The sequence below is a fragment of the Microbacterium hanjuni genome, from assembly GCF_043556395.1.
GTDB lineage: Bacteria > Actinomycetota > Actinomycetes > Actinomycetales > Microbacteriaceae > Microbacterium.
Map to the genome: position 1 here is coordinate 289785 of NZ_JBIGIK010000002.1, position 17346 is coordinate 307130.

The following is a 17346-nucleotide window of genomic DNA, read 5'->3' on the forward strand; positions in this document are numbered from 1 at the left end:
CGTTGGAGGCTGCACGACGAGAGGACACCCCGATGAGCGCTGAGACCCCCACGAGCGAGACCGTCACCGTCACGCGCGACGACGAAGCATCCCGCTACGACATCCGCGTCGGCGACGCCGTCGCGGGATTCGCCGCGTTCGTGCTCGACGACGGACGCGTGGTCATGACCCACACCCAGATCGACCCCGCGTGGGGCGGCCGCGGGCTCGGTTCGACCCTCGTCAAGGAGGCCCTGACCGATCTGGCGGCCCGCGGGATCGCCGTGGTGCCGCAGTGCCCCTTCGTGGCCGCGTACCTGCAGGACCACGAGGTCCCCGGACTCGTCATCGAATGGCCGGACGAAGACGAGGATGCCGCGGTCGACGAACCCACCTCGTGACCCGCCTCGACGGCGATCCACGTGAAGCCCCGGTGCGCGAAGAGCCGGTGACGGAACAGCCGAGGGTCCCGCTGGGTCCGCAGACCCTCCTGCTCGAAGCCCGCGAGGTCCCCCTCGGGGGCGTCCGGGCGATGTCGGTGCACCGCAGCCTCCCCCAGCGCGCGTTGCCGATGGTCGGAGCGTGGTGCTTCCTCGACCGGTTCGGACCGCAGGACACACGGATGCGCGTCGAGCCGCATCCGCACATCGGGCTGCAGACGGTCACGTGGCCGTTCGTCGGAGAGGTCAGGCACCGGGATGCGGTGGGCAGCGACGTCGTCGTCCGCCGCGGAGTGCTCAACCTGATGACGAGCGGGGCGGGCATCGCCCATTCGGAATACTCCGTGGGAGACGGCCCCGTTCCGCTCGATGCCCTGCAGCTGTGGGTGGCCCTCCCCGAGGAGCGCCGTCACGGCGGGTCCGCCTTCGAGCAGCATGCCGAGCTGCCCGAGGTCGACCTCGGCGCGGGCGCCGACGCCACGGTGGTCATGGGTGAATTCGCCGGCGCCACCTCGCCCGCCACCGTGTACACCCCGATCGTCGGGGCCGAGGTGCGCATCCCCGCCGGGGCCACCGTGCGGCTTCCGCTGCGCGAGGACTGGGAGTACGCCGTGGTCGGCGTCTTCGGTGCGGCCGCACTCGAGGACGAGGGTGCAGCATCCCCGGGCTTCGACAGCTCGCACCTGCTCTACCTCGGATCGAGGCGGGATGCTGTCGAGCTCAGCAGTATCGAGGGCGCGACCGTGTTCCTCCTCGGCGGCGAACCGTTCGAGGCCGACATCGTGATGTGGTGGAACTTCGTGGGGCGCAGCCACGACGAGATCGTCGATGCCCGCGAGCAGTGGGAGGCCGGCACCGAAAGGTTCGCGCACGTGGTCGGACACGGTGACGAACGCATCCCCGCCCCGCCGCTGCCCGGCGTGCGCCTCACCCCCCGGCGACGGCGCTGATGGCGCGGCGGATGCCCCTGGTCGCACCGCGCATCACCCCGATCGTGCTCCCGCACCTCGTCCCCGGCGACACCGATGCCCTGCGCGCCGGTGCCGCCGTCGACGGCGTGCGGTTCGAGGGGATCGATCTCGACGGCCGCGACCTCGCCGATCTGGCCCTGAGCGAGAGCGCACTGTCGGACGTGTCGGCCCACGACGTCGACCTGCGCACCGCCCGCATCGTCGACACCACGATCGACCGGCTCAACGCGCCCGTACTGCGAGCGGCGCGCTCGCACTGGCGTGACGTCGAGATCGCGCGCTCCCGGCTCGGCTCGGTCGAGGCGCACGGCGCCGGGTGGCAGTCGGTGCATTTCGTGGGGTGCAAGATCGGCTACCTGAACCTGCGGGGCGCTGACCTCCGCGATGTGCTGTTCACCGACTGCACGCTCGACGAACTCGACCTGGGCGGGGCTCGAGCCACCCGCGTCGCTTTCGCCGGCGCGCGGGTCGCGGCGCTCGATCTCACCGACGCCACGCTGTCGCAGGTCGACCTGCGGGGCGCCGAGCTGCAGCAGCTCACGGGGATCGAGGGCCTCCGCGGAGCGACCCTCAACACCTTCCAGGTCGCCCAGCTCGCCGACGTGTTCGCCGAGCGGCTCGGCATCCGCGTCGCCGACTGACCGCTCGGCCGCGAGCCCTCCGGCCGGACGATACTCTGAGAGCGTGGCGACAGCATCCCGAATCTCGACCCGCGTGCTGCTGGTCTGCGCCGCGATCGGTGTCGCCACGGGTGTCGTCGGAGGGATTGCGGGCTGGGTCACCCCCGTCGTGCTCGCTTCGCTGCCGATCGTTTACGGCTTCGTGCTGGGCGCGCACGTCATGCCCGGGATCATCGCCCAGGAGACCCTCCGGCTGCCGTGGGTGGCGCTGCTGACCCACGTGCTGGCCGCCCTCGTCTCCAGCGCCGTCGCGCCGCAGTTCGCCGTGCAGTTCCTCGGAACGGCGGTGCTGTTCGGCGGCATCCAGGAGCTCGTCGCCGCCGTCACGCGCTATCGGGTCTGGGGCGCCTGGCGCTTCTTCATCTCGGCCGTCATCATCGGCGCGATCGTCGCGGTGGCCGTTGCGTTCGCGGCGCACCTCTCCACCCTGCCCGCGTGGGCGGGCGTGACCTATCTCGTGCTCGCCGTGCTCGGCCCTGTCGCGTGGACGGCCGTCGCCCTCGGCGTCGGAGCGGGGCTCCGGCGAGCCGGCGTCGCCCGCCGCCGCTGACCGTCCTCCACGCGCTAGTTAGGGTCGGCTAACCTTACAGAGTGAGCCTCGACCCCCTGCTGCGTGTGCGCGGCCTGGGGATCACCCACGACGACGCCCCGACCGCCACTCCCGCCGACGTCACCTTCGACGTATCGGCCGGCGAGGTCGTGCTCTTGCTCGGACCCAGCGGTTCGGGGAAGTCCACCCTCGCGCTCGCCCTCAACGGACTGATCCCCCAAGCCGTCCCCGCGACGGTGACGGGTTCGGTGCACGTCGGCGGGAGGGATGCTGCCACCACCGCAGTCGCCGAACTCAGCACGAGCGTGGCGATGGTCTTCCAAGACCCCGATGCCCAACTCGTGACGGGATCGGTGCTCGACGAGGTCGCCTTCGGACCGGAGAACCTCAAGCTCCCCGTGGCCGAGGTGCTCGCGCGCGTCGAGAGCGCGCTGCGGCGAGTGGGGCTGTGGCATCGGCGCCCCGAGAATCCCGACCGCCTCTCCGGGGGTGGGCGTCAACGCCTCGCGATCGCCTGCGCGCTCGCGATGGGTTCGCCGTTGCTCGTGCTGGACGAGCCGACCGCCAACCTCGACCCGCGCGGCATCGAGGAGGTCTACGCCGCCCTCGGCGACCTCGTCGCGGCGGGAGATCGGGCCGTGGTGCTCATCGAGCACAACCTCGATGCCGCGGTGGAACTGGTCGATCGCGTGGTGGCGCTCGACGCCGGCGGGCGTGTGGTCGCCGACGGGACCGTCGACGAGGTGCTGCGCGGCCGCGCCGAAGAGCTGCTCGCCCTCGGGGTCTGGCTGCCGACCTCGACGCTGGCAGCGCTGCGCCTGCGGCGGGCGGGGTACGCGCTCGATCCCCTGCCGCTGAGCCCCGACGCCCTGCACGCCGCGCTCGCGCAGCAGCCCGAACCGCGGAGCTTCGGCCCAGCGGAGGAGATCCGGGCCCCCACGCTCCTCCCCTCGGCCGATTCTCCTCCGGCGGGACCTCCGGTCATCCGGGTGCGGGGGCTCACGCTCACCCGCGGGCGCTCCCCCGTGCTGCACGACATCGACCTCGACATCGCCGCGGGCGAGTTCGTCGCGGTCATCGGGGCCAACGGCGCCGGCAAAACGAGCCTCGTGCAGGCGATCGCGGGAGTACTGCGCCCGCCGCGTGGCACGGTCACCGTGGACGGTCTCGACGTGCACCGCGCCGACGCGCGCACCCTCGCGGCCCGGGTCGGATTCGTCTTCCAGAACCCCGAGCACCAGTTCCTCGCGCACAGCGTGTTCGACGAACTGGCGCACGGTCTGCGGATGCTGCGACTGCCCGACGACGACATCCACGCCCGCGTGCACGCCCTCCTCGAGCGGTTCGGACTGAGCCACCACGCCCGATCGCACCCGTTCCTCCTCTCCGGCGGACAGAAGCGGCGCCTCTCCGTCGGCACCGCCCTGGTGGGCGGCGCTCGCATCCTCGTGCTCGACGAGCCGACCTTCGGCCAGGATCGCGCGCGCGCCGACGAACTCCTGTCGCTGCTGCGCGAGCTGCAGCGCGAAGGGACCACGATCGTCGTGGTCACCCATGACATGCAGCTCGTGACCGAGTACGCCGACCGCACGGTGGTGATGAGCGACGGCCGGGTGCTGGCGAACGCTCCGACCACCGAGGTGTTCGGAGACGACGCCCTCATCGAGCGGGCAGGCCTCCGCCCACCGCCGCTGCGCCGCGCCCTCCGCGGCTTGGAACTGCATCCGTCCCTCGCGGGCGTCACCCGCCTCGCCGACCTCCCCGGCTCGCTGCCGTGACCGCCGTGACGACCGCGATCGACCCCTACGCCGAGGCGCAGCCCGCCCGCGGGGTGCGCTTCCTCGCCGCGCTGAACCCCCTCGCGAAGATCGCCGGCCCGCTCCCGGCGATGATCACGCTGGTCTTCGTCCGCGACCTCCGAACGCCCCTGGTCTTCCTCCTGCTCGCGTACGCGGTGCTCCTGATCGGGGCACGACTGAGCGGGCGGATGCTGGCGCTGCTGCTCCTCGGGGTTCCCGCGGCGATCATCGTGGTCGGCGTGGGGTTCTCGGTCTGGACCGACGCGGCGCGGGTGGACCAGTCGCTCGTAGTGCTGCAGATGGGCGGGTGGACCCTCTACGGCGGTGCCCTCGCGGTCGGCTTCGCCACCGCCCTGCGCCTGGGAGCGATCGCGACGCTCGCGCTGATCGGGGGACTCACCACGACCGGGCCCGACCTGGTGCGATCGCTCGTGCAGCAGCTGCGCGTGCCCTACCGGGTGGGCTACACCGCTCTGGCCGCGTTCCGCTTCGTGCCGCGATTCGGCTACGAGCTCGAGGTGATCCGGCAAGCCCACCGGGTGCGCGGCGCCCACGGCGGTCGAGGTCCGGTCGCCGCCGTCGCGCGGTGGGCGGGCTACGTCGTACCCCTTCTCGCCGGCGCCATCCGCCACGCCGAGCGGGTCGCGCTGGCGATGGATTCGCGGGCGTTCGGTGCCTACCCCACGCGCACCGAGCGGCACCTCGTACCCCTGCGCGCCCGAGATCTCGTCTTCGTCCTGCTCTTCTGGGCGGCGACGGCCACCGTCCTGCTGTCGCCTTTCTGGCCCTCCGTCTGAACCGAAGGATCGACCATGTCACGCGTCTCCACCGCCTACCTCCTCACCTGCGCCGCGATCGGAGTCGCCGGGGGGATCGTGCTCGCCGGGGCCAACTGGATCTCGACCGCGCTGTTCGCGACCGTGCCGTTCGTAACGGTCGCGCTCGCCGGCATCTGGTTGCTTCCGGCGGTCGTCGCGCTGCGCCTGCTCGAGCGCCCGCTGGCCGGGCTGCTGGTCGGTCTCATCTCCGGCCTCGTGATCGTGCCGTTCTCGGGGTACGGGTTCGCGAGCGTCGCCACCAACGTCTGGTGGGCCTTCTTCGCCGAGCTGCCGTTCCTCATCGTGCTCTACCGCTTCTGGCGCACCTGGCAGTACTACGCCGGGGCGGTCGTCGTCGGGATCGTCTACCCGCTGCTGGCGGCAGCATCCTTCGATCTCTTCTCCTTCCCCTGGCCGTTGCAGCTGGTGTTCGTGCTGTTGACCATGGCCTCGGCCGCGGTCGGGGTCTTCGTGGGGATCGTGATCGCCGATGCGCTGCGCCGCGCGGGGGTCGCCCGCATGGCGAGGCGGCGCCCACGCGTCGCCCGGTGACCCGGGCAGCTCGCCGGTGTGCGAGGAGGGCAGCGCGCCGCGCCGCTGCACCGATGACGCGGCGTCTGCTGTCTAGACTCATGCTCGAGCGGAGGGGGGACCGATGGCACGACGCCGCAAGACCGTAGCGCGCCACGCGCGGCTGGGTTCGCCGAGCGCCCTCGGTCAGGTGTTCACCCTCCTCGCCGTCGCCGTCGTCGTGCTGCTCGTCTCGGGCGCCGGCACGATCGCCTACACGGCGTACGACCTCACCTCCAGCATCGAGAACAACGCCGTCGAGCTCGACACCGTCGTGGCTCAACCCCCGTCGATCGGGGCGTACGAGGGGCCGTTCGACGTGCTCATCGTCGGCACCGACGAGTGCGAGCCCGAACTGGTGCAGCTCTTCCCCGGCCGGTGCACCGGCCCCGACGCCGGCGGCCAGCTGAACGACGTCAACATGCTCGTCCATGTCTCCGACAATCCGCGCAGGGTGACCGTCGTGTCGTTCCCCCGCGACCTGATGATCCCGATCCCGGAGTGCGCGGGGAAGGACGGCTCGATCCACTCCGCGATGAGCAAGCAGGCGATCAACTCCGCGTACGGCGACGGCGGCCTCAACTGCGTCGTCAAGACCGTGTCGAAGCTCAGCGGGCTCGACATCGGCTTCGCCGCGAAGGCGAGCTTCGGCAACGTGATCGCGATCACCGAGGCGATCGGCGGGGTCGAGGTGTGCATCGGCGAGGGCGGCCTCCGCGACTCGAACACGGGTATCGACTGGCCCGCAGGCCCGCGCGTGGTTCAGGGGGAGGACGCGCTGAAGTTCCTCCGCGTTCGCAAGGGCATCGGCGACGGCAGCGACCTGGCGCGCATCGGCAACCAGCAGCAATACCTCTCGAGCCTTACGCGCAAGCTGACCAGCGAGGGAGTCCTTTCCGACCCCGCCGCGGTGCTGCGTCTCGCCACCGCGGCCGCGCACAACATCGAGCCCAGCGAGAGCCTCGCGAACCCGCTGCGCATCGTTCAGCTGGCTCTCGCGGCGAAGGACGTGCCGACCTCCGACATCGTGTTCGTCCAGTTCCCCGTGAACGACGACCCCGCCGACAAGAACAAGGTGGTGCCCGACCAGGCGGCCGCCAAGAAGCTCTGGGATGCGCTCGCGCAGAACCGCCCCCTCGAGCTGACGGGCGACCTGGGATCGAACGGTGGAGTCATCGAGGCCGGCCCGACCGACGGCGCGGTTCCCTCCGAGACGCCCGTCCCCGATCCGTCCGCCAGCGCGACTCCCCCCGCGCCGGATGACGCGGTCCAGCTCCCCTCGAACGTCAACGGCTCCACCGCCGAACAGCGCACCTGCTCCGCGTAGACGCGCGCGAGCGGCAGCATCCGCTCTCCCCCTTCGCCCGTGTGATCCGTCCAGAACGTACGTACTCGACCAGCACGCACGTCATCGCGCCCGAAAGCGTGGGGTTTCGTCGAGTACGTGCGTACTCGACGATCCGGGGGTGCGGCGAGCGCGCCGGTTAGGAGGCGTAGTCGGGCGCGGCGGGAAGGCCGAAGAACTCCTCGAGCGTGCTGTACCCACCGTCGTGGTAGAGCCGGGCGATCTCGGGGCCGACGTAACGGAGGTGCCACGGCTCGGGGAGGTAGCCCGTGACGTCGGTGCGTCCGTCGAGGTAGCGCACGATCCAGCCGTGCTCCCAGGCGTGCTCGGTGATCCACGCGCCCTGCGTGGTCGCGGCCAGCTCGTCGATCGTGCCGCAGCCCGCTTCGCCGCACGCCACGACGTCGGCGCCCAAGCCCGACTGGTGCTCACTGAATCCGGGGCGAGCGCTCACGAGGTCGGCGCCCTCGACCCCGCGGTCACCGACGTGCCCGCGGTAGGTGGTCTGCTGGGTCGCGTACGAGCGGTAGCCGCTCTCCATCGCGATGTCCCCGGCGCCGGCGGCGCGCGCGGCCTGCGCCATCGCATCGAGGGCGTCCGCAGCATCCGATCGCAACTCACCGCCCTCGAGGCTCTGCACCGTCGCGGGCATGGCCAGGGGGAAGGGCGTGTAGTCGTTGGGCGCGAACGGGCGCTGCTTGTTCACGACGACCCATGCACGCGTCGGATCATCGAGGGGGATGCACGCGGCCGTGCCGGTCGCGATCATCGAGCGGAAGGTCTCGGCACCTCCGGCGGCGTCGATCACCGCGGCGTCATCGCCCGATTCGAGCGTGCGGAGGAAGTCGGGGTCGTCGCAGAGCGCCGTACCGGCCGCCGTGACGTCGAACGTCGGGGCGGGCAGACCCTCGGCGGGCATCGGCTGCACCGTGGCGCCGATCGTCGGCCGATCGACCGGCTGCGGCAGGGCGATCGGGGGAGCTTCCGCCAGTTCGGCGACCATGCCGCCGGTCACCGCAGCGGTGACGGCGCCCGACCCGCCGAAGACGAGGGCGGCGGAGGCTGCGGCGATGAAGAAGGTGCGGATCCCCGCCTCGCGATGACGCGCGTGCTGGGCGATCGGGGTGGCGAGGGTGTCGGAGCGCTCGCTCATCACCCGCGCCTCACGGCGCGAGCGGGGGGAGGACGTACCGGGCAACGTCACCCTCCCATTGTGTCCGACGACCCGCGCCGTGGCGAGGCAGCGGCGCGTCCTTCGATTGTGGACGCTTGCGCACTTGACACTCTTTCGTACATCTGTTCCCATGGAAAGATGCGATGGCAAGGACAGCAGTTGGGTGTGGCGGATGCTGCGGCCCTCCCCGGTATGGAACAGATGGACGGGCTCGTCCGCTCGGTCACGACCCCCGAGTTCGCGGGGATGACCTTCCACGAGGTGCTCTGCAAGAGCGCCCTGAACCGGGTTCCGGGCGTGTCGGCCATGCCGTTCGACTGGACCGTGAACCCCTACCGCGGGTGCAGTCACGCGTGCACCTACTGCTTCGCCCGAGGGACGCACGAATACCTGGACCTCGACGCGGGCAACGACTTCGACTCGCAGATCGTGGTCAAGATCAACGTCGCGGAGGTGCTGCAGAAAGAGCTGCGACGCGGGTCGTGGACGCGTGAGCCCGTGATGCTCGGCACCAACACCGATCCCTATCAACGCTCCGAGGGCCGCTACCGGCTGATGCCCGCGATCATCGGGGCGCTGGCGGAGTCGGGAACGCCGTTCTCGATCCTCACCAAGGGCTCGCTGATGCGGCGCGACCTGCCCCTGCTGACCGAGGCGGCAGCATCCGTTCGGGTCTCACTGGCCATGTCGATCGCGATCTTCGACGACGCCCTGCAGCACTCGATCGAACCCGGCACGCCGTCGACGCAGGCGCGCCTCGACACCGTGCGCGCGGCGACGGAGGCCGGATTCGCCGTCACCGTGTTCCTCATGCCCGTCATGCCGCACCTCACCGACTCCGTCGCCGCGCTCGACGATGCGTTGCGGCGCATCCGCGAGGCCGGAGCCGTGCGGGTCGTCTACGGCGCGCTGCACCTGCGCGCGGGTGTGAAGCCCTGGTTCTTCCAGTGGCTCGAGCGCGAGCATCCCGAGCTGGTGTCGTCGTACCGGGGACTGTACCCGGGGGTGTCGTCGCAGGCGCCCAAGCTCTACCGTTCGTGGCTCGCGAAACGGGTGCGCCCGCTGCTGCGGATGCACCGCCTCGACGGGCACGACGAGGACGAGCACCCCCGCGGTCGCCCCCAGCCCGGACTCGCTGCCCGCACGCCGCTGGCCACGCCCACACTCCGCCCGCGGATCGAACCGGCCACCCTCTTCTGACCCGGGCGCGCGGTCGTTGACGACACCGCTCACCTGTCGCAGAACGCGGGTGATACTCGCAGGTCGTGACAGGGGAGCCTTTAACGACACCACTCCCCTGTCACAACGTGCGGGTGGTAGCCGCAGTTCGTGACAGGGGAGCAGGGTGGATGCCGGCGCCGAAGCGCGCGGGATCAGCCGGCGACGTTCGACGCCTGGCGGCCGCTGAGCTCCTCGAGCAGGTCGTCGCCGGGACGCGCGTCCTCGAAGGGCGCGTCGATCTCGGCACGGTCGAGCAGCTCGGTCATGCGCCGCTGGCGCTGACGCGTGATGAGCGACACGACCCGGCCGGCGCGGCCCGCGCGGCCGGTGCGACCCGAGCGGTGCATGTAGGTCTTGTACTCGTCCGGCGGGTCGGCCTGAACGACGAGGTCGATGTCGTCGACGTGGATGCCGCGGGCGGCGACGTCGGTGGCGACGAGCACCTGCACGCGTCCGGAGGTCAGTCGCTCAAGGTTGCGCGTGCGCTTGGCCTGGTTGAGGTCACCGTGCAGGGCGACCGCCGAGATACCGGCGTCGTCGAACTGCTCGGCGAGCATCTCGGCGTAGGCGCGGGTGCGGGCGAACACGAGGGTCTTGCCGTCGCGGTCGACGAGCGAGGTGAGGATCGCGGCCTTGTCGCGGTGATCGATCACGAGCACGCGGTGCTCGATCGTGCCCGAGTCCTGGTCTTCACCGGCGACCTCGTAGACGGCGGGCTCCACGAGGAACTCGTCGACGAGAGCTGCGACCTCGCGGTCGAGCGTCGCCGAGAACAGCAGCTTCTGGCTGCCCTCCGCGGTGTGGCGCAGGATGCGCTGCACCGGCTCGAGGAAACCGAGCTCGCACATGTGGTCGGCCTCGTCGAGCACCGCGATGGTGACCTCGGACAGGTCGAGCTTGCCCTGCTCGATGAGGTCCTCGATGCGGCCGGGGGTACCGATGATGATGTCGACGCCCTTACGCAGCGCTCCGACCTGGCGGCCCTGGGGCACGCCACCGTAGATCTGCGTCGTGAACAGGCCCACGCTGCGCGCGATCGGCTGCACGGTGCGGTCGATCTGCAGAGCCAACTCGCGGGTGGGCGCGAGGATCAGCGCGCGGGGCTTCCGGGCGAAAGCACGCTTCTGCCCCGCGCCGGCACGCAGCACGCTTTCCACGAGCGGAGCGCCGAAGGCGATCGTCTTCCCGGAACCGGTGCGCCCGCGGGCGAGCACGTCGCGACCCTCGAGGATCGGCGCGACGGTGGCTGCCTGAATGGGGAAGGGGCTCGGCGCGCCGAGCTCGGTGAGCACCTGCACGATGTTCTGGCCGAGGCCGAGGTCGGCGAAGGACGCTTCTCCGACGCTCGTCGCGTCGACGGCCTCCGCCTGCAGGCGCTCGTGCACGGTGTCGACACGGTTCTCCTGCTGAGTGGTGCGCGCCGGCTTGCTCCAGTCGGAGCGACCAGGACGCTCTTCGCGGGCCGGACGCTCCCGGCGGTCGAAGGAACGCGTCGGACGCTCGTCGGAACGGGCCGGACGCTCGTCGGACGCACGCCGCGGGCGGGGATCGAAGGAGCGGGCGGAGCGGGCGGGGCGATCTTTCAGACGCGCCTGACGCTCGGCGAAGGTCGGAGCGGGACGATCGTTCGGACGATCGGGCCGGTCATCGAAGGACCGCGCCGGGCGGTCGAAGGAGCGGGCCGGACGCTCGTCGTTGGAACGGGCCGGACGGTCATCGCGACGCGGCCGCTCGTCATAGGAACGCACCGGGCGGTCGTTCGAACGCACGGGGCGGTCGTTCGAGCGGGCCGGGCGATCGAAGGACCGCGCCGGACGGTCGTCGTTCGAGCGCACGGGGCGATCGAAGGAGCGGGCGGGGCGATCGTCGGAGGAACGCGTGGGGCGATCGTTCGAACGCGCGGGACGCTCGTCGTAGGAGCGTGCAGGACGGTCGTTCGAGCGGGCCGGACGCTCGTCGAACGAACGCGCGGGGCGGTCGAACGAACGCGCGGGGCGATCGTCGTACGAGCGGGCGGGGCGCTCCTCGTGGCGCGCTGCGCCGGCCGAGTGCGTGCGGATGCCGCGGGAGGCGTCGCGGCCGGCGCGCTCCTGCGCAGTCCAACGGCGCTTGGGGGCGGCGTCGGTCGCCTCGGCGGGGCGGTGACCCCGGTGGCTGGGGCTCTTGCTGCCGGGCTTGCTCGCCGACCACGAGGAACCGGCCTCGTCGGGGCGACGCTTGCGATCCTGGTAGGCGGGCTTGTCGCCGTACCGCGGCTCGAAGTTCTTCGCGGGCCGGCCGCCGGCCGGCTTCTTGTTCTTGGGCATGGGTGTGTCCTTCTGAGTTCTCGCACGAGAACAGCGTCCGCGCTCGCGCGGACTACCCGGACTACCGTCGGCCGGGGCCATTCCTGTTATGGTCCGGGGCGCAGATCGGCCCCTGGAATCGGCCCCGAGGACTGACAGAATTGCACGCGCCTCAGCGCGGTGTCCTCCGCCGACCTGCCAACGCTATCCCACTCCCCTGTGAAGACGCCTCCCTCGCACCTAGGGTGGAGGGGCGACGGATGCTGCGTCCGACCGCCGAGCGAGGAGCGCCGCATGAGTACCGATCCCACCGGCCACCGCTTCACTCTGACCCGCGGCACGGTCACCGCGGAGGTCGCCCAGGTCGGGGCGGCGCTGCGCGCGCTCACCGTGGACGGTACGGATCTGGCTCCCCGCTACTCCGACGATTCGCCGACGCCCGCAGCATCCGGGGTCGTCCTCGTGCCGTGGCCCAATCGCATCCGCGACGGCATCTGGGACGACGAGGGAACGGTCCGCCGCCTCGCGATCTCCGAACCCGCTCTCGGAAACGCCAGCCACGGGCTGCTGCGCTTCGGTGCCTACACCGCGGATGCCGCCCCCACCGACACCCTCACCCTGCGCGCCGACGTGTTCCCGCAGACCGGCTACCCCTACCACCTGGCGACGGCAGTGACCTTCACCCTCACCGATCGCGGCCTGCACATCGCCCACGTGGTGCAGAACGTCGGCTCGGGCGCGGCACCGGTCGCCCTCGGGGTGCACCCCTATCTGCAGATCGGCGGGGTGCCGACCGCCGATCTCGTCATCCGCTCCAGTGGTACCCGCCGCCTCGTGCTCGACGAACGCAGCCTTCCGATCGACGAGCGGGACGTCGACGAGGCGACCGACCTCCGCGGCGGCCGCCGCCTGGGCGACCTTTCCCTCGACACGGCGTACCGCGGGCTGGATCGCGGGGCGGACGGTCGGATCCGACACACCCTCACGGCGCCCGACGGCCGGATCCTCACGCTCTGGCAGGGCGAGGGCTTCGACTGGGCGCAGGTGTTCACGACCGACCGCTACCCCGGACAGCCCCTGGCGGTCGCGGTGGAGCCGATGACCGCGCCCGCGGACGCCTTCAACTCCGGGGTCGGACTGCGGCGTCTGGCACCCGGCGAAGAGTGGTCGCTGGAGTGGGGCGTCGAGCTCGCCTGAGCGCCCCTCGCGGCCTGATTCGCGACGCGCCGAACAGGATGCTGCGCCGACGCGCGATATCCGGTAACCCACGCGACTCCCACGGGCGCTACCATGAGCGGGACGGCTTGCCGTTGCGCTGGGGCGCGAACATCTGATGTGGACCACTTCCCGGCGTTCTACCTGCCGATGGGGCGACGGGGTCTGGGGGTCTCGCGGGGGTGGGACGCCCCGTTCGTCCTGGATGGAAAATGCCCGCTGCGAGCTTCGCCACCCCGCTGCCCTTCCCGATCGTGATCCCGACGCCGGCCGCCGTGCTGTCGCGTCTCACCACCATGCACTTCGGCTCCGCCGCGCTGATCGTGCTGCTCGGGGGGATCTTCGCCTCCATCGTGACCACCACCGACCCGCTCTGGTGGCACCTGCACTTCAGCCGGCTCGGCACGTTCCGCGACACCTCGGGGTGGCTGTTCAACGGCACCCTGATGGTGTCCGGCATCGTCGTGACGCTCTACGCCCACAGCGTCGGTCGCGATCTGCGTCGCATCCAGCGCCATTCCGTGCGGCGCGGCACCGCGCTGACCGCTCAGATCTGCCTGAGCATCGTGGGCGTCAACCTGGCCCTCGTCGGGTGCATCCCGCTCAACGTGAACAAGACGATGCACGACAACGTCGCCGGCAGCATGGTGCTCGGCTTCGCCGCACTGCTGCTGTCGTCGCCGTTCCTCATGCACCGCCTTCCCAAGCGGCTCATCTACTCCACGGCGATGGCCTTCGTGGTCATCTTCATCAGCGCATCGCTGTTCGTGACCGAGACCATCAACCTCGCCCTGTTCGAGGTCATCGCCACCAGCGCCATGTTCGCGTGGTCGGCGGTGTTCACCCGGTGCGTGGCGGGGTCGGTGAAGAGCCTCAGCTCGACGGATGCTCCCGTCGATACTCCCGTCGAGACGGCACTGTATCGGGCGCACCGTGCGACGCCTGCTCGCCGGCGCGCTCTGACTCCGGCCCGCCGTCCGCTGCCGGCGTCGACGACGCGTCCGGCGCCGCTGCGCCGCTCGTCGGTCCTGCGTGCGGACGCGGCGAGCCCCCGCCGTCCCGCGCCTCGGGTCCGCCCCGGCGCCCTGCGCGCCGCTCAGCACGCCGCTCACGAGCCCCTTCCACGAGCGCGTAGAGGGTCGGCAGCACGAGCAGCGTCAAGAATGTCGACGACACCAGCCCGCCGATCACGACGATCGCCAGCGGCTGCGAGATGAACCCCCCGTGCCCGGTCACGCCGAGCGCCATGGGCGTGAGGGCGAAGATCGTGGCCAGCGCGGTCATGAGGATCGGGCGCAGTCGTCGTGAACCGCCCGCGATGGTGGCATCCACCACGCTGAGACCCTTGCGCCGGTACTGATTCACCAGGTCGATCAGCACGATCGCGTTCGTCACGACGATACCGATCAGCATCAGCAGCCCGATCAGCGAGGCGATCCCGACCGGGATGCCGCTGGCGAGCTGCAGCAGGATCCAGCCGGTCGCGGCGAACGGCACCGACACGAGCAGCAGCACGGGCTGCAGCAGCGAGCGGAACGACGCCACCATGATGATGTAGACGATCAGGATCGCGGCCAGCAGCGCCAGGCCCAGCTGCTGGAAGCCTTCCTGCTGCTGGGTGAGCACGCCGCCGACCTCGGCCGTCGCGGACGAGGGCAGCTCGGTGTCGGCGAGGGCGCTCGTGACCGCCGCCGATGCCGCATTCAAGTCGTCGCTGGTGGGGGTGACGGTGACCGTGGCCGTCTGCTGTCCGCGCACCGTGGTGATCGAGGTCGGACCCTGCGTCTGCTCGACGCTCGCGATCTCGTCCAGCCGCACGATACCGCTCGCGGTGGGGATGCTCAGGGCGCGCAGCTCGTCGAGGGTGGCAGGCGTGGACGGCGCCGACAGGTACACGGTCAGGGAGGTGTCGTCGATCTCGACCGAGCCGATCGAGCGCGGCTGCATCGTGTTGGACACGAGTCCACCCACCGCGACCTCGGACAGTCCGCGCTCGGCGGCGGCGTCGCGGTCGACGGTCACCGCGATGTACGGCAGCGACGCCGACAGGTTGCTCGTGACCTGGCCGACGCCGTCACGGCCGTCGAGCGAAGCGGTGACCGCGTCGGTGGCGGTCTGCAGGGTGGAGCTGTCGGGCGCGGACACATCGATCTCGATGTCGCTGCTCGTTCCGAAGCCGCCCCCGGAGGAGGCGACGGTGATCGTGCCGACGTCGGACAGATCGGCGACCGCGTTCTGCACGTCCTGACGCACGGTCTCCTGGTCGGCGTCCGCGTCGGTGGTGATCGAGTAGGTCACACCGGCGCCCCCGCTGCTGAACGCATCGCGCAGCGCCGAGCCGGTCGAACCGATCGACACCTGCACCGTCTCGATGCCGGGCAGGCCGATGATGGCCTCCTCGACGCGCTGCGATGCGGCGTCCTCCGCTTCGAGGCTCGCCGACGGCGCGACCTCCTGCGTCATGGTGAACGTGTTCTGGCCCGAGTCGCCGAGGAAGTTGACCTTCATCAGCGGGGCGAGCGCCCCGGTGCCGGCCAGGATCACGAGGGCCAGGCCGATGGTGATCCACTTGTGCGTGAGGGTCCAGCGCAGGATCGGCAGGTACCGCCTCTGCAGCCCGCTGGGGGGCGCCGCGGGATCCTCCGGATCGATGGGGTTGCCCTCAGCATCCAGCACCGGCTTGCCGGGTCGCAGGAACCAGTACGCCAGCACCGGCACGATCGTCAGCGCCACGAAGAGCGAAGCCACCATCGCGATGGTCACGGTGAGGGCGAAGGGACGGAACAACTCCCCGGTGAGATCGCCGACGAACGCGATCGGCAGGAAGACGGCGACGGTGGTGAGCGTGGACGCTGTGATCGCACCGGCCACCTCGCGCACACCCAGCAGCACGGCCTGCAGTTTGTCGGCCCCCTGCACGTAGTGCCGCTTGATGTTCTCGATGACGACGATGGAGTCGTCGACCACGCGGCCGATCGCGATCGTCAGTGCACCGAGGGTGAGGATGTTGAGGGAGTACCCGAACGCCTGGATCCCGATGAAGGTGATGAGCACGCTCGTGGGGATCGAGATCGCCGTCACCAGCGTCGAGCGCACCGACAGCAGGAAGACGAGGATCACGAGTACGGCGAAGGCGAGGCCGAGCAGGCCCTCCTGCGCGAGGGACTCGATGGACTGCTGGATGAAGGGCGCCTGGTCGAAGACGACCGTGAACGTGGCACCGTCGAGCGACTGCTCGAGATCGGGAAGAGCGGCGAGCACGCCGCGCGAGACGTCGACCGTGTTGGCGGAGGGCAGCTTCGTGACGGCGATCGTCAGCGCCGGCTCGCCGTCGACGCGGGAGATCGAGGTGACAGGGTCGGCCTGCTGGGCGACCGCGGCGACATCGGCGATCGTGGTGAGCCCCGATCGCGCCTGCTCGGCGTCTGTGGGCACGAGGGGCAGGGCCGACAGGTCGTCGACCGAGGTGATCTTCGAGCCGGTCTGCACCGTGAGGGTCTGGTCCGACTCGGTGATCTCGCCGCCGGGGAACAGCACGCCGTTCTGGTCGAGGGCGTCGGTGATGGCCTCCTGCGTGAAGCCCCGCTCGGCGAGCTTGGCCTGGTCGGGAGTGATTGTGACGCGCTGGCCGATGCCGCCGACGATCTGCGCGGCGTTGACGCCGTCGATGTCCTGCAGATCGGGAACGACGGTCGACTCCAGGTCGGCCTGCACGGTCGAGGCGTCGCTGTACCCGGTGACGGCGAGCTGGATCACGGGCAGGTCGTCGATGTTCACCGCGACGACGTTGGGCTCGACGCCCTCGGGGAGCTGAGATTCGATGCGGTTGATCGCCTGCGTGATCTTCTGCTCGGCCGTCGCCAGGTCGGTGCCGTAGGTGAAGGACGCTTGGATGATCGAGGCGTTCGTCGTGCTCGTCGCCGTCGTGGATTCGAGGCCGGGCACCCCCTGGATGGCCGTTTCGATCGGGGTGGAGACGTCGTTGCTCACGACCTCGGGGGACGCTCCCGGGTAGGTGGTCACCACCGAGAGCAGCGGGAACTCGATCGAGGGGATGAGTTCCTGCTTGAGGCTCGTGAGCGCGAGGCCACCGAACACGGCCGCCACGATCGTGATCAGCGCGATGAGAGCGCGGTTCTTGAGGCTGAGGACGGCGAGATTCGACACGAGGGTCCTTCGCGGATCACGGGGGTGGGATGCGTCGGCGAAGCCGATACACAGATGTATCGAGTCAAGTATTCCACGCGCGCGCGGGGGTGGACCCCAGCGCGTTCGGGGTGTAAGGCCTTCGGCTACCAC

13 protein-coding genes and 1 pseudogene are annotated in these 17346 nt (G+C 70.7%); 11 read left to right on the forward strand and 3 right to left on the reverse strand.

The genetic code is table 11. The features are described 5' to 3' along the window. Positions 1-32: 32 nt before the first annotated feature. The 8 genes from ACFXP5_RS09040 (at position 33) to ACFXP5_RS09075 (ending at position 7134) form a co-directional block, all read left to right on the forward strand. Positions 33-380, forward strand: a complete 348-nt coding sequence (locus ACFXP5_RS09040; RefSeq protein WP_394544376.1) for a GNAT family N-acetyltransferase — start codon at positions 33-35, stop codon at positions 378-380. Beyond that, entirely contained in the window at positions 377-1369 is a 993-nt protein-coding gene (locus tag ACFXP5_RS09045) for a pirin family protein (RefSeq protein WP_394544377.1), read from the forward strand. Before ACFXP5_RS09040 ends, ACFXP5_RS09045 begins: the two co-directional genes overlap by 4 nt. Before the next feature lie 11 nt (positions 1370-1380). Next, entirely contained in the window at positions 1381-2031 is a 651-nt protein-coding gene (locus ACFXP5_RS09050) for a pentapeptide repeat-containing protein (RefSeq protein ID WP_394544378.1), read from the forward strand. Positions 2032-2074: 43 nt separating this feature from the next. Then, complete coding sequence (locus ACFXP5_RS09055; protein ID WP_394527858.1) at positions 2075-2620, forward strand: ECF transporter S component; 546 nt, start codon at positions 2075-2077, stop codon at positions 2618-2620. A gap of 41 nt (positions 2621-2661) precedes the next feature. After that, the gene (locus ACFXP5_RS09060) at positions 2662-4398 is read left to right on the forward strand and encodes an ABC transporter ATP-binding protein (RefSeq protein ID WP_394544379.1); all 1737 of its coding nucleotides are present in this window, start codon (positions 2662-2664) and stop codon (positions 4396-4398) included. A 5-nt stretch (positions 4399-4403) separates the two neighbouring features. Further along, on the forward strand, positions 4404-5216 hold the full coding sequence (locus tag ACFXP5_RS09065; RefSeq protein WP_394544380.1) for an energy-coupling factor transporter transmembrane component T: 813 nt from the start codon (positions 4404-4406) through the stop codon (positions 5214-5216). A 15-nt stretch (positions 5217-5231) separates the two neighbouring features. Next, positions 5232-5789 (forward strand): ECF transporter S component, encoded by a 558-nt coding sequence (locus ACFXP5_RS09070; RefSeq protein WP_394544381.1) that lies wholly within the window; start codon positions 5232-5234, stop codon positions 5787-5789. A 103-nt stretch (positions 5790-5892) separates the two neighbouring features. Continuing rightward, the gene (locus ACFXP5_RS09075) at positions 5893-7134 is read left to right on the forward strand and encodes an LCP family protein (RefSeq protein ID WP_394544382.1); all 1242 of its coding nucleotides are present in this window, start codon (positions 5893-5895) and stop codon (positions 7132-7134) included. Positions 7135-7291: 157 nt separating this feature from the next. Here the strand turns inward: ACFXP5_RS09075 and ACFXP5_RS09080 are convergent, their stop codons facing one another. Beyond that, the gene (locus ACFXP5_RS09080; RefSeq protein ID WP_394544383.1) at positions 7292-8305 is read right to left on the reverse strand and encodes a M15 family metallopeptidase; all 1014 of its coding nucleotides are present in this window, start codon (positions 8303-8305) and stop codon (positions 7292-7294) included. Between the two features lie 159 nt (positions 8306-8464). On the opposite strand from ACFXP5_RS09080, the gene ACFXP5_RS09085 reads away from it, so the two are divergent. Continuing rightward, positions 8465-9526, forward strand: a complete 1062-nt coding sequence (locus ACFXP5_RS09085) for an Rv2578c family radical SAM protein (protein ID WP_394527863.1) — start codon at positions 8465-8467, stop codon at positions 9524-9526. A gap of 173 nt (positions 9527-9699) precedes the next feature. Here ACFXP5_RS09085 and ACFXP5_RS09090 read toward each other — a convergent pair whose 3' ends face one another. After that, positions 9700-11853 carry a DEAD/DEAH box helicase gene (locus tag ACFXP5_RS09090; RefSeq protein ID WP_394544384.1) on the reverse strand — a complete coding sequence of 718 codons (2154 nt, stop codon included), beginning with the start codon at positions 11851-11853 and terminating at the stop codon, positions 9700-9702. 273 nt (positions 11854-12126) lie between these two features. Here ACFXP5_RS09090 and ACFXP5_RS09095 point away from each other — a divergent pair, with 273 nt between their 5' ends. Together ACFXP5_RS09095 and ACFXP5_RS09100 are read left to right on the forward strand one after the other, a co-directional pair. Beyond that, on the forward strand, positions 12127-13029 hold the full coding sequence (locus tag ACFXP5_RS09095) for an aldose 1-epimerase family protein (RefSeq protein ID WP_394544385.1): 903 nt from the start codon (positions 12127-12129) through the stop codon (positions 13027-13029). 314 nt (positions 13030-13343) lie between these two features. Next, a pseudogene (locus tag ACFXP5_RS09100) lies at positions 13344-13880 on the forward strand (DUF998 domain-containing protein); the annotation flags it as partial. 40 nt (positions 13881-13920) lie between these two features. Here the strand turns inward: ACFXP5_RS09100 and ACFXP5_RS09105 are convergent. After that, on the reverse strand, positions 13921-17214 hold the full coding sequence (locus tag ACFXP5_RS09105; RefSeq protein WP_394544386.1) for an efflux RND transporter permease subunit: 3294 nt from the start codon (positions 17212-17214) through the stop codon (positions 13921-13923). Positions 17215-17346: the final 132 nt, after the last annotated feature.